This is a genomic window from Pseudomonas sp. DSV-1, assembly GCF_035830915.1.
In the GTDB taxonomy this organism is placed as follows: Bacteria; Pseudomonadota; Gammaproteobacteria; order Pseudomonadales; family Pseudomonadaceae; genus Aquipseudomonas.
The window spans coordinates 1,910,196-1,923,231 of sequence record NZ_JAYMYG010000001.1 but is presented as its reverse complement, the minus strand read 5'-3'; the positions used below and the strand labels follow the sequence as shown (position 1 = coordinate 1,923,231).

Here is a 13,036-nt window from a genome sequence, read left to right as displayed (position 1 = left end):
TGCAAGGTAGGCAGTTGTAACCTTGACCAACGAGCAAGGATTTCCCCTCACACTATTTGCAATTAATTCCCATTCGGCTGGTTTTACCGATTCACATCAATCAGGGTCAACCACGGCCCGTAACGCGTGACCTTGATCGGCAAGGTTTGCGCCAGCGCGCTCAGGGTTTGGGCTGTGTTGTTCAGGGGGAACACCCCGAACACCCGCACCCGTGCAGCCTCGGGACTGATGCGCAACACCCCCGTCTGGTAAGGCGCGAGCGCGTCGACCAGGGCTGACAACGGTTCGTCATGCAGCTCTACACGGCCGTGGAGCCAATCGGTCTGGCTACGGGACGTAGGGGTTTGCGGGTCAATCTGGCTGGCCGTGAAAGACACGGCCTGGCCGGTGTCTATACGCCGCTGCTGACCACCCAGGGTGTTCAGTTGCACACTGTGCTGTTGCACGCTGGCCAGGCTTTCGCCCGTCCCCTGACGCACCATAAAGCGCGTTCCAAGGGCCTGCACCTGGCCTTGGGCCGTGACCACCACAAACGGGCGCCCGGCATCGGCGGCCACCTCCACCTGCAACTCGCCTTCGCGCAGTCGCACGCGGCGCTGACCATCAGTGAACTCGATATCGACTGCGCTGCGGGCGTTGAGTGTGAGCAGGCTGCCATCCATCAGCTCGATGGTTTTGCGCTCACCGGTTGCCGTGTGCTGGTCGGCCATCAAACCCGTCAGTGGGGTCACGCGATCCACCAGGCCTGCGGCACCCAGGCCAAGCAGCAACAGTAACAGGCCGCCTTGCACGGTCTTTTTACGCGCCGGCGAAGTCCCGGCCAACAGTGCCCGGCGTGCGGCCTGCATTTGCCCGGGGCTGCGCCGCTCTACCGATTGCAAATCAGCCACAGGGGCTTTCAGAACGCCAGCTACCCGCTGCCATGCGGCCATGTTTTCGGGGCTTTCAGCCAGCCATGCCTTGAACACCTGCCGCTCCGAAGGGCAGGCCTGCCCGGACTCCAGGCGCAGCATCCAGTCAATGGCTGCACGGGTAATCGGATCAACTCTGGTTGTACTCACAGGACCGGCTCCGTTTGCCCCAGACAATGAACAAAGGCGCGACGCAAATCACGTTCGACCGTGGCCAGCGATACCCCCAACTGGTCAGCGATGGCTTGCTGGGGCATGCCTTCAAGGCGATTGAGCAAAAAGGCCCGTTTCACCCGTGAGGGCAGCCCTTCAAGCACCCGGTCAATGGTTTCAATCGCCTCGCGAACCAGGGCAATGTCTTCGGCAGAAGGTGCATAGGCCTGGGGCAAATCGGCCAGTTGATCCAGATAGGATTGCTCGAGTTTGCGGCGACGCCACAGTGAACACAGCAAGCGGCGGGCGACGGTACTCAGGTACGCCCTGGGCTCCTGGATACGCTCCAGTTGCCGGGCGTCCCAGGCGCGCAGAAATGTGTCCTGGGTCAGATCAGCCGCATCCTGTGGGCAACGCACCTGTCGCGACAGCCAGCCGCGCAGCCACGCATGATTGTCGTGATACAGACTTGCCAACAGGCTTTTGGGGTCCACAGGGCTAGACACGATAGATAACCAGACTTAAATAGCAATAAGTCGCATTATCGTCGGATGGGAAGTAATTGCAAGTTACAAAACTTGTGGAAGTGGCTGGCTCACGATGGTCGCAACGGGACAGGCCAGAAACTGCGCGCCGCCCTCATCGCGAACAAGCCCGCTCCCACAGACTCAGCGCCCGCCGCCCAGATCCAGAAAGGTGCCAGTGGTGTAGGAAGCCTTGTCCGAGAGCAGCCACACAATCGCTTCGGCCACTTCTTCGGGGCGCCCGCCGCGGCCCATCGGGATGATCGGTTCAAGTTTGCTGACCCGGCCCGGATCGCCGCTCAGGGCGTGAAAGTCGGTGAATATATACCCGGGGCGCACTGCATTGACCCGGATCCCCTCACCCGCCAGCTCCTTGGACAAGCCCAGGGTGAAAGTGTCGAGCGCGCCCTTGGAGGCCGCGTAGTCGACGTACTCACCCGGCGAACCCAGGCGCGATGCCACCGACGACACATTGACGATATTGCCGCCCTGCCCGCCGTAGCGTGGCGACATGCGCAGCACCGCGTGCTTGGCACACAGGATAGGGCCCAGCACGTTGGTTTTCAGGGTATGCATGATGCGCAGTTCGGTGAGCTCGTCGACCCGTGACTTGAGCCCCACGGTGCCCGCGTTGTTGACCAGCGCCGTGACCGGCCCCAACTGCTCGTCGACTTCTAGAAACAGGCGAATGATTTCATCTTCGTCACTCACATCGGCACGCACCGCGATGGCTTTTGCGCCCAGGGCACGAACCTGCGCCAGCACCTCATGGGCTGCCGCATCATCCGTCAGGTAATTGATGCAAATCCGATAACCCTGTTGCGCCGCCAGCACGGCGGTGGCAGCACCTATGCCGCGGCTGCCGCCGGTGATCACGATGACTTTATCCATAAATACGTGCTCCCCTTACTACGATCCAAGTCTGGGGGGCAGAATAACCGCGAAGGCTTTAGTTTGTCAGGTCAGTGTCGATTTTCTGTCCGTGACGGGCTCGGCGCGATGGATTTCCTGCATGAATTGCTCGGCAGGCAGAGGCTGACCCAACAGAAAACCCTGCAGTGAATCGCAGCCCAGGGTAGTCAAAAAGCTTTGCTGGGTATCGGTTTCCACACCTTCGGCCACAATCCGCAGCCCCAGTGCCTGGCCCAGCGCAACAATGGCCGAGACAATCGCCGCATCGTCGCTGTCATGCTCCAGGTCACGAACAAAACCACGGTCGATCTTCAATTCATTGGCCGGCAGACGCTTGAGGTACATCAGGCTGGAGTAGCCGGTGCCGAAGTCATCAATGGACAGGTCCACGCCCATCTGCGAAAGGCGCTGCAGCACCACCATGCTTGCATCGGCGTCGCTCATGGCGGTGGTTTCGGTGATTTCCAGGGTCAGGCTGTTGGCTGGCAACCGATGCCGTTCCAGCGCCTCGACAACGCTGTCGACCAGCCCCGTGTGGCAGAACTGCAATGCCGACAGGTTGACCGCAATGCGCCAGCCGCTATAACCCTGATCGAACCACACGCGCATCTGGCGGCACGCCTCGTTAAGCACCCAATCGCCAATAGGGATGATCAGCCCGGTTTTCTCCGCGAGGTCGATAAAGCTCTCCGGCAACAGCAAACCCTGCTGCGGATGCTCCCAGCGCAACAAGGCCTCGGCACCTACCGGCTGGCCAGTGCCCGCGTCGAACTTGGGCTGGTAATGCAAACGGAACTGTTGCAGCACCAGGGCCTGACGCAAGTCTTGCAGCAGTTGCAACTGTTTGCGGGCGTTGAAGTTCATCGAGGCATCGAAAAAACTGTAGCCATTTTTGCCCGTGCCCTTGGCGTGATACATCGCCGCATCGGCGTTCATCAGCAGCTCTTCGGCACTCAGACCGTTGCCGGGATACAGCGCGATGCCGACACTCGCGGAAATCAGCAAATCATGCTCGTCGACCCGGAACGCCTTGGACAACAGACTGACCTGGCGCGCCGCCACTTGCGGGGCATCGTCCGGCTCAAGCAGGCGCACCAGCAATACAAATTCATCGCCACCGATTCGCGCCAGGGTGTCCTGGCTGCGCAACTGCTCGCGCAAGCGCAACGCCACTTCACGCAACAGGCGGTCGCCCAGGTGATGACCAAAAGCGTCGTTTACCGGTTTGAAACCATCGAGATCGATAAACATCAGCGAGAAGCATCCGCCCTGCTCCGTCACCTTGCTCATCGCCTGACCGATGCGGTCAGCCAGCAGGATACGGTTAGGCAGCCCGGTCAGGGTGTCGTGCAGCGCCAGTTGCGTAAGCTCCTCATTGGCCAGGGTCAAAGAGTCGGCAAGGACCGCCGTACGGGCATTGAGCCGGTCATCAAAAACCGAGGTCAACAGAGCAATCACCAGCACGGCCAGGCTGGACACCAGCACCAGATTATCCAGCCCCTTGCCGCTCAAGCCATCCACGGCGGCCCCGCAAAAACTGCCAATGGGAAAATTCGCCGCCGCCATGCCGGTGTAATGCATACCGACGATGGCCAGCCCCATGATGACCGCAGCCCCTCCCCGGATCAGACGCACATAAGGGGTTTTCTTGCGCAGGCGAAACGCAATCGACAGCGCGGCGGCAGAAGCGCCTACCGCAATCAGCAACGACAGGGCAAACAGCGTCGGGTCGTAATCAATCCCCGGCTGCATACGCAACGCCGCCATGCCGCTGTAGTGCATGGCACTGATGCCCGCACCCATGATCAAGGCGCCGAACAACAATTGCAGTGCCGGCAAGCGCGGCTGACTGACCAGCCACAAGGCAAAGCCTGACGACAGGATAGCCACCAGCAAAGACCACAGAGTAAGTCCCAGGTCGTACCCCAGGGTCAGCGGCAACTCCAGCGCAAGCATCCCGATAAAGTGCATCGACCACACGCCAAACCCCATGGCCAGTGCCCCGCCACCGATCCATAGATACACGGCCCGGCCCCTGGCAGTGGCAATACGACCGCTCAGATCAAGGGCGGTGTACGACGCCAGAATGGCAACACACAGGGAGATAAAAACCAGCGAGGGAGAGTAGCTTGCAGAAACCATGGACCTTCTCGTAAGCGGGTGCCGAACAGCATCCATGCCCGGTAAAGGGGCGCGATTGTACTGCTTCCAGACGCTAACGCACCTATGAATGCGACGAAATCCTGCTGGCCTGTTGTTCGTGCGCACTGACGCGCTTTACCTGTTCGATATAACGCGTCACCGCCGCCGATTTTTCAAATCGACGGTAGATCAACGACAGCCACGACTGCGCCTCACACCCTTCAATCGACCGGTAAATGACATTGGGCAGGCTGATATGGCCGACCACTGATTCGGGGACCACCGCCACGCCCTGACGCAGTGAAACCAGGGCAATCACAGCCACCAGCCCTCCCGGCTGGGGCCCCAGCGCGGGCGCAAAGTCGCCTTGGGCAGCCACCTGCAACGTACCGCTGATTTGCTCCGGCAAAATAAACGTCTCGTTTTGCAGATGCTGCGCACTGACGCTTTTAAGACGCGCCAGCCAGCTGTCTGCAGCCAGGGCGAGAACAAATCCCTCGGCCTTGAGACGAATCGCCTCCAGCCCCTCGGGCAAGGTCATGGGTGAGCGCACATAACCCAGATCGAAGCGGCCTTCAGCGACCATCACCGGCAAACTGGCCATCGGTGCTTCACGCACACTCAAACTGACCTCGGCACATTCATTGGAAAACCCCTGCACCTGCTGCTGCAAAACCCCTGAGTACACCGCCGATGCCACGTAACCCAGTTCGATATGGCCTGTCTCTCCACGCCCGGCCCGCTGGGCATTGCGCTGGGCAAATTCGAACTGGCGCACCGTGGCCTCCGCCTCGGGCAACAGGGCCCGCCCAGCTTCGGTCAGGCTGATCTGTCGCTGCTGGCGCACAAACAGGCGCACGCCCAGGGCGCATTCAAGGTCCTGGATTTGCCGCGTCAAGGTCGGCGGCGCAATGCCCAGTACTTCTGCGGCCCGGGTGAAATTGCCCTGCCGGGCAACGGCCAGGAAATAACGGAAATGGCGTATGTCCATAGCAGCATTAGCTCAAAGGTAATGAAGTTCGGGTTTCAGGCTAACAAGCACCGCAGTGCCCTCCCCTACACTGGGGCCATCGCCGCACTGAAGAGACGTGAGCATGACCGTAAAATTAATTGCCTGCAAAGTAATGCCTGAACCGGGCCAGGGGCTAAAACGATGAAAGCTGTCAGCCCGCGCCTCACCCTGCTCACGGCCAGCGGGGTGTGCTCACTCATCGTGCTCGACACCAACATCGTCGCCGTCACCCTGCCCAGCATCGCCCGGGATCTGGGGGCCAGCTTTGTCGATATCGAATGGGTCGTCAGCGCTTACATGCTGGCGTTTGCCGCCTTGCTGTTGCCGGCCGGGAGCATTGCCGACCGCTTCGGTCGTAAAAAGACCCTGCTGTGGGGCTTGAGTATTTTCATCCTTGCGTCCCTCGGCTGCGGCGCGGCGCCCAACAGCCTGCTGCTGGAAATCGCCCGCGCCGTAAAAGGCGCAGGCGCGGCCTTGCTGCTGACCTCGGCGCTGGCCTCGATCGGGCATGCCTTTCACGATGAGGTCGAACGGGCCAAAGCCTGGGCCTTCTGGGGTGCCTGCATGGGGGTGGCCATGACGGCGGCGCCCACCCTTGGCGGGCTGATCACCCAATACCTGGGCTGGCGCTGGATCTTTTACCTCAACCTGCCGGTTGGCCTGCTGCTGATGCTGCTGGTCAGGCATGCCATCGCTGAATCCCGCGACCCGCAATCGGCCCGACTCGACCCCTGGGGCAGCCTGGCCTTCAGCGCCAGTCTGGTGTGCCTGATCTGGGGCCTGATCGAAGCCAATCGCATTGGCTGGAACGCCCCGCTGACCTATGCCCGGATAAGTGCCGGCGTGCTGTTGCTGGTTCTGTTTGTGTTGATCGAATCACTGCAGCGGCGCCCCATGATTGACCTGCAACTGTTTCGCCATCCGCGCTTTATCGGCGCCCTGCTGGGCATGTTTGCCTATGCGGGCTGCGCTCAGGTGATGATGACCTTGCTGCCGTTCTATCTACAAAACGGCCTGGGCTTGAGCGCTGTCACTTCGGGCCTTGGGATGTTGCCGTTTGCCCTGGCCATGCTGCTCTGCCCGCGTATCGGCGCCCGCCTGGCGTCCCGTTACAGCCCTGCCAGCATGATGGCCGCCGGTTTGACCCTGGTAGGTTGCGGCAAACTGCTCAGTGCCTGGGCGGTGGATCATGGCGGCTACCTGAGCTTTGCGCTGACCACTGCGGTAACGGGTGCCGGGGCGGGTTTGCTCAATGGCGATACGCAGAAAAACATCATGGCCTGCGTGCCACGTGACCGTGTGGGAATGGCGTCCGGCATGAGTACCACCATGCGCTTTAGCGCCATTGTGCTGGCCATCGGCGTATTTGGAGCCCTGCTGGGGAGCCACACCGAGCAGCACTTGCACGCCAGCCTCAAGCAGGACGCCGGGCAGTGGCTGGGGCAAAGCCACTTCATTGCTTCGCGGGTAGTGGCCGGTGACATGCCGGGGGCGCTCAGCCAACTGCCACTGGAGGCACACGCACAGATCCAGTCGTTGGCGACCAGCGCCTTTGTGGCGGGGTTTAGCCTGGTCTTGTGGGTAGCGGGGGTGATAGGGCTTCTGGGCGCCCTGGTGGTGGGCACGCTGATGCGCAATCCGATACCGCAATCACGCTTGGCCATCACCCGATAGCCGCCGCACCCCCACGATCAAAAGCGCTTCAGTCCAGCTCGAACAACCCTGCAGCCCCCATGCCGCCGCCGATGCACATGGCGACCACGACAAACCGGGCGCCACGGCGGCGGCCTTCGAGCAGGCTGTGGCCCACCATCCGGGCTCCCGACATGCCGAACGGATGACCAATGGAAATCGCCCCGCCGTTAACGTTCAGGCGGTCGTTGGGGATCTGCAGGAAGTCGCGGCAGTACACCACCTGGCAGGCGAACGCTTCGTTGATTTCCCACAGGTCGATGTCCGATACGGTCAAGCCAAACCGCTTGAGCAGTTTTGGAATCGCGAACACCGGGCCAATCCCCATTTCTTCTGGCGCACAGCCACTCACCGCGATCCCGCGATACACGCCCAATGCTTCGATCCCGCGCTGTTTGGCTTCGGCACGGCTCATCATCAAGACCGCCGAGGCGCCATCGGAGAACTGCGAGGCGTTGCCCGCCGTGATGAATTCCCCCTGCTGGACCCATTTACCGTCCTTCCAGACCGGCTTGAGTGCTGCCAGATCCTCAAGGGTGGTGGACGGACGATTGCATTCGTCGCGATCCGCGATCACGTCCTGATAACCGCTGGGCTTGCCTTCTTTGTCAAAGCACAGCTTGCGCGCAGCCAGCGGGACGATTTCGTCGCCGAACAGACCGCCCGCCTGGGCGGCGGCAGTGCGCTGCTGGCTTTGCAGGGAATACTGGTCCTGTACTTCACGGCTGATGTTGTAGCGGCGAGCCACGATTTCAGCGGTTTCGAGCATCGGGATATAGGCCGTGGGCATGCATTCAAGCACCGCCTCTGACTGTGCACGGTAGGTGTTTTTGTACTTATTCTGGGTCAGGGACAATGACTCCACACCACCGGCCACGGCGATCGACATTTCGCCGGTCATGATGCCTTTGGCTGCCACCCCGATACTCATCAGGCCCGAGGCGCACATGCGGTCTATCGCCATGCCAGGTACGGTATTGGGCAGGCCGCCGGTGTTGGCACTCAAGCGTCCGATGTTGTAGCCCTGGGTGCCTTGCTGGGCAGCGGCGCCCATGATCACGTCTTCCACCGAGCCCGGTTCTATCCCGGCGCGCTCGACGACGGCGCGCACCACGTGCCCGCCCAGCACCGGCGCTTCAGTGTCGTTGAACGAGCCCCGGAAAGACTTGGTCAAGGCAGTTCGGGCCGTGGATACAATCACAACGTCATTCAGATTCATGTTCAGGGCTCACTTCTCAATAGGGTTGAAGGTGTAACGGCTGATGGTGTCCACCACGCAGCCGGGGCGCTCGCTGCCCTCGATCTCGACGCTGATGCGAACCACTGCCTGCAATGCCTGGCCCAGTGCCTCGACCTCCACGATCTGGCCATGCCCGCGCACCCGCGAACCGACCTTGACCGCAGCCGGAAAGCGCAACCGGTCACTGCCGTAATTGACACCCATTGCCAGGTTTTCGAACTGCATCAGTTGCGGCATAAACAGATTGGCCAGTGCCAGGGTCAGGTAGCCGTGGGCAATGCAGGCACCGAACGGCCCCTTGGCTGCACGCTCAGGGTCAACATGGATCCACTGGTGATCGCCCGTGGCCTCGGCAAACAGGTTGATCCGCTCCTGGGTCAGCACAAGCCAGTCGGTGTGCCCCAGGTCTTGCCCACGTGCGGCGAGCAACTGCCCGGCGCTGCTAAATAGCGTACTCATGGTGTGATCCTCAGGCCTGTTGCGAGCTGACAGGCAGCACTTCGCCAACCATGTATGAGGCGTAATCGCTGGCCAGGAACACCATGACGTTGGCCACTTCCCATACTTCAGCGGCGCGACCGAAGGCTTCGCGGCTGGTCAGTTGCTCCAGCAGTTCACTGCTGGAGGCTTTTTTCAGGAAGTCATGCAAGGCAATGGACGGCGCCACGGCATTGATCCGCACCCCGCTCTCGGCCGCTTCCAGCGCACTGCAACGGGTCAGGGCCATGACCCCGGCCTTGGCGGCGGCGTAGTGGGCCTGTTCTTTCTGCGCCCGCCACCCCAGCACCGAGGCGTTGTTGACGATTGCCCCGGCGCCACGGCGCTCCATGTGCGGAAGCATGGCGCGGGTCATGCGCATGGTGCCGGTCAGGGTGATATCCAGCACGGAGGACCACTGTTGATCGGTCATTTCGGTGAGGCGTACCTGGCCGCCAAGACCTGCGTTGTTGATCAGCACATCGACCCCGCCCAAGGCTTCTTCAGCTGCGGCGACCAACGCTTGTACATCGGCTTCGACGGTGACGTTGCACAGCTGGCCGTACACCGCCTGCAATCCGGTTTCCGCCTTGAGGCGCTCGACCGCTTCTTCGAGGCGGCGCGGATGAATATCGGAAATCATCAAGGCGCGGCAGCCTTCTTCGGCGCAGCGTTTGGCAGCGGCATAACCGATACCTGCGCCAGCGGCGGCGGTGATCAAGATCGACTTGCCGGCGAGCAACTGGTGGCCGGGCACGTAAGGAGGCGCTTGTCTCATGGTTGAAGTCTCTGGTTAAAACGATAGCCCCGCTGTGGGAGCGTAATTAAGAGCAACGCTGCTCAAGTGTGGGAGCGGGCATCACTCGTCAGCTGCCCCACACCCTTTGCGGTGCAGGTGCTTCTGCCAGGATCTGGCCCATGGCTACACCGACTTCTTCAGGCTGCAGTTGCGCACCCTTGTCGCGGGTCACGCCGGTGCGCCAACCATCGCCCACGGACAATCGCCCGCCCTGGCTTTCGATGATTTGCCCGGTCACATCTCCCGACAGTTCGCTGCCCAACCACACCACCAGCGGTGCAACGTTTTCCGGGGCCCAGGCGTCGAAAGCTCCGTCTTCGGGCTTTTTCACCAGGTCCGGCATCGCGCTCTCGGTCATCGAGGTGCGTGCCGCCGGGGCCAGGGCATTGGCGGTAACGCCGTAACGCGCCAGTTCAGCCGCCTGCACCAGGGTCAGCGCTGCAATGGCGCCTTTGGCAGCGCTGTAGTTAGACTGCCCGACCGAGCCCTGCAAGCCCGCTCCCGACGTGGTGTTGATGATTCTTGCGGCCACCGGCTGGCCGGCCTTGGCCAGGTCACGCCAGCGTTTGCCAAGGATGTTGGCCAGGCAGAAATGCCCCTTGAGGTGCACGCGCATCACGGCATCCCAATCGTCCTCGCTGAGGCTGATAAACATGCGGTCGCGCAAAATACCGGCGTTGTTGACCACCACATGCACTTCGCCGAATGCAGCCAGGGCCGCATCCACGATCTGTTGTGCCGTGGCCAGGGTGGTGATGTCATCCGCGTTGGCGATGGCCTGGCCACCTGCCTCGCGAATCTGCGCGACCACTTCTTCAGCGGCTTCGCGGCGAATATCGTTGACCACCACGTTGGCACCCTGCCCGGCGAAAGCCAGCGCATAGGCACGACCCAGTCCACCGCCCGCGCCCGTGATGATGACGGTACGTCCTGCACAAATTGCCATGTCAATGCTCCTAGAGGCGTTCAATAATCGTCACGTTGGCTTGCCCACCGCCTTCGCACATGGTCTGCAGGCCATAGCGGCCGCCGCTTTGCTCCAGCTGGTTAAGCAGGCTGGTCATCAACCGTGCCCCGCTGGCACCCAATGGATGCCCCAAGGCAATTGCGCCGCCGTTGGCATTGGTTCTGGCCGGATCAAAATCCAGTTCCTTGGCCCAGGCCATGACCACCGAGGCGAATGCTTCGTTGATCTCGACCCGGTCAATGTCAGCGATGTTCATGCCGGCTTTTTTCAGCGCGGCGCGGGTGGCGGCAATCGGCGCGGTCAGGTGCCAGATCGGGTCGTCGCCCAGCACCGAGAGGTGGTGGATCCGCGCCCGTGGTGTCAGGTTGTAGCGCTTGAGTGCCGCCTCTGAAACCACCAGCAAAGCGGCCGAGGCGTCGCAGGTCTGGCTGGAAACCGCAGCAGTGATCGACGGAAACTCGGCAGACACCGGCTCCAGCTCGGCCATTTTTGCCAGGCTGGTGTGGCGCGGCGTTTCGTCGTCCCATACCCCTTCACAGGGCACGATCTCGTTCACCAAACGGCGCCCGGCAATGGCATCCAGCGCCCGGCGATGGCTTTCAAGTGCATAGGCTTCCATTTGCTGGCGGCTGATATTCCAGTGATCCGCAATGCGCTGGGCGGCGTAAAACTGGTTGACCGGCTGATCGCCAAAGCGCGCCCGCCACCCCTTGCTACCGGAAAACGGGTCACTGAAACCCAGCGGCTGACCGGCCAGCATCGCCGACGAAATCGGGATCTGGGTCATGGTCTGTACGCCGCCTACGGCAATCACATCCTGGGTGCCACTCATCACGGCTTGCGCAGCAAAATGCAGTGCCTGCTGCGAGGAACCGCACTGGCGGTCAATGGTGGTGCCAGGCACGTTGAGTGGCAGACCTGCAGCCAGCCAACTGGTACGGGCGATATCACCGGCCTGGGAGCCGATGGTGTCGACGCAACCAAAAATCACGTCGTCATATTCGTCCGCCGGGATCTGGTTGCGCTCGACCAGTGCCTTGAGCACATGGGCCCCCAGATCGATTGCATGGACATGGGCCAAACCGCCTTTGCGCTTGCCGGTAGGGCTGCGCAGCGCGTCAACAATATAGGCTTGGAGCATCGGTCAATCCTCGAACGTGTGACCGGGGCCCAGAGGCGCCGCACCACTCAATACATACTCGGCCACACGGGTCTTGTGCAGCGCACGGTCGCCCCAGGCGCTGTCCAGTGCCCAGGCGCGTTTCATGAACATCTGCAGGTCGACTTCCCAGGTGTACCCCATCGCGCCGTGTACCTGAATACCGTGGCGAGCCGCCAGCCAGCTTGCTTCACAACTGGCCAGACGCGCCTGGGACACCCACACGGCTGCATTCGGCTCGTTGTGAGCCAGGGCGTAAGCGGCGCGATACAGCACCGGCTTGGCGAATTCGAGCTGGGTGGCAACGTCGGCCAGGTGGTGTTTGACCGCCTGAAAACTGCCGATCGGCTTGCCGAACTGTTTACGCTGCGCGGCGTAATCCACCGACAGATCCAGCATGCGTTGCGCCAGCCCGAGCAACTGTCCGGCCACCGACAGCGCGCCACGGTTCAGCGTCTGCGACCACAGTTCACGGCCCTGTTCGCCCTGCGCCACCCGCGTCGCAGCACAAGGTTGCCAGCTGACCTGCGCCAGACGCCGAGAGGCATCAAGGCTGCTGTGACCCTGGACATCCACCTGGCTGCGAGGTACGGCGTGAACGTCATCGCCATGGGCCAGCAGCAACAGATCAGCATGGGCGGCATCCGCCACCAGCGGATTGACCGGGTGCCCGATGGCAACCCGCAAGCTGCCATCGGCTATACCCTCCAGCCACTCGCCACGCTGGGCAACGCTCTCGGGCAAGCCCGCGATCAGGGCGCTGGCCACATAAGCGGTATCGGCCAGCGAATCAGGTATGGCGTAGTAACCCAACTCCTGCGTCATCAAGGCCCAGGCCACGTCATCCATGCCCAGGCCACCAAAGGCTTCAGGAATCGACAGTGCCGTAAGGCCCTGCTCGGCAATTTTGTTGCGCAGATCCGGGGAACGGCCGACATCGGTTTCCCAGATTTCACGGAGCATTTCCGGCGCGGCTTCAGTCATCAGAAAACGGCTGATGGCTTCGCGGAAGGTTTGCTGGTCATCGGTAAAGGTAAAGTCCATCCCC

12 protein-coding genes are annotated in these 13,036 nt (G+C 61.7%); 1 reads left to right on the top strand and 11 read right to left on the bottom strand.

Annotation, left to right across the window (positions count from 1 at the left end):
* Positions 1–83: 83 nt before the first annotated feature.
* The 5 genes from VSQ83_RS09055 to VSQ83_RS09035 form a co-directional block, all read right to left on the bottom strand.
* Positions 84–1,061 carry a FecR family protein gene (locus tag VSQ83_RS09055; protein WP_326426123.1) on the bottom strand — a complete coding sequence of 326 codons (978 nt, stop codon included), beginning with the start codon at positions 1,059–1,061 and terminating at the stop codon, positions 84–86.
* The gene (locus VSQ83_RS09050) at positions 1,058–1,558 is read right to left on the bottom strand and encodes a sigma-70 family RNA polymerase sigma factor (protein WP_442800247.1); all 501 of its coding nucleotides are present in this window, start codon (positions 1,556–1,558) and stop codon (positions 1,058–1,060) included. The genes VSQ83_RS09055 and VSQ83_RS09050 overlap by 4 nt, the downstream gene beginning before the upstream one ends.
* Positions 1,559–1,732: 174 nt before the next feature.
* Entirely contained in the window at positions 1,733–2,479 is a 747-nt protein-coding gene (locus tag VSQ83_RS09045; RefSeq protein ID WP_133079701.1) for an SDR family oxidoreductase, read from the bottom strand.
* A gap of 66 nt (positions 2,480–2,545) precedes the next feature.
* Positions 2,546–4,642, bottom strand: coding sequence for a putative bifunctional diguanylate cyclase/phosphodiesterase (locus VSQ83_RS09040; RefSeq protein ID WP_326426118.1), 2,097 nt, complete (start codon positions 4,640–4,642; stop codon positions 2,546–2,548).
* Between the two features lie 82 nt (positions 4,643–4,724).
* Entirely contained in the window at positions 4,725–5,633 is a 909-nt protein-coding gene (locus VSQ83_RS09035; RefSeq protein WP_219261325.1) for a LysR family transcriptional regulator, read from the bottom strand.
* 162 nt (positions 5,634–5,795) lie between these two features.
* Here VSQ83_RS09035 and VSQ83_RS09030 point away from each other — a divergent pair, with 162 nt between their 5' ends.
* Positions 5,796–7,328 carry an MFS transporter gene (locus VSQ83_RS09030; RefSeq protein ID WP_326426114.1) on the top strand — a complete coding sequence of 511 codons (1,533 nt, stop codon included), beginning with the start codon at positions 5,796–5,798 and terminating at the stop codon, positions 7,326–7,328.
* Positions 7,329–7,356: 28 nt separating this feature from the next.
* Here VSQ83_RS09030 and VSQ83_RS09025 read toward each other — a convergent pair whose 3' ends face one another.
* From VSQ83_RS09025 to VSQ83_RS09000, 6 genes are all read right to left on the bottom strand, one after another.
* Complete coding sequence (locus tag VSQ83_RS09025; RefSeq protein ID WP_326426112.1) at positions 7,357–8,565, bottom strand: acetyl-CoA C-acyltransferase; 1,209 nt, start codon at positions 8,563–8,565, stop codon at positions 7,357–7,359.
* A 9-nt stretch (positions 8,566–8,574) separates the two neighbouring features.
* Positions 8,575–9,045: a MaoC family dehydratase gene (locus VSQ83_RS09020; protein WP_133079696.1), complete on the bottom strand. Its 471-nt coding sequence runs from the start codon at positions 9,043–9,045 to the stop codon at positions 8,575–8,577.
* 10 nt (positions 9,046–9,055) lie between these two features.
* Positions 9,056–9,841: an SDR family oxidoreductase gene (locus VSQ83_RS09015; RefSeq protein ID WP_003446457.1), complete on the bottom strand. Its 786-nt coding sequence runs from the start codon at positions 9,839–9,841 to the stop codon at positions 9,056–9,058.
* Between the two features lie 88 nt (positions 9,842–9,929).
* Positions 9,930–10,808: an SDR family oxidoreductase gene (locus VSQ83_RS09010; RefSeq protein WP_219261322.1), complete on the bottom strand. Its 879-nt coding sequence runs from the start codon at positions 10,806–10,808 to the stop codon at positions 9,930–9,932.
* A gap of 10 nt (positions 10,809–10,818) precedes the next feature.
* Positions 10,819–11,970, bottom strand: a complete 1,152-nt coding sequence (locus VSQ83_RS09005) for an acetyl-CoA C-acetyltransferase (RefSeq protein ID WP_326426110.1) — start codon at positions 11,968–11,970, stop codon at positions 10,819–10,821.
* Positions 11,971–11,973: 3 nt separating this feature from the next.
* Positions 11,974–13,032, bottom strand: a complete 1,059-nt coding sequence (locus tag VSQ83_RS09000; RefSeq protein ID WP_219261321.1) for an acyl-CoA dehydrogenase family protein — start codon at positions 13,030–13,032, stop codon at positions 11,974–11,976.
* Positions 13,033–13,036 lie beyond the last annotated feature (4 nt).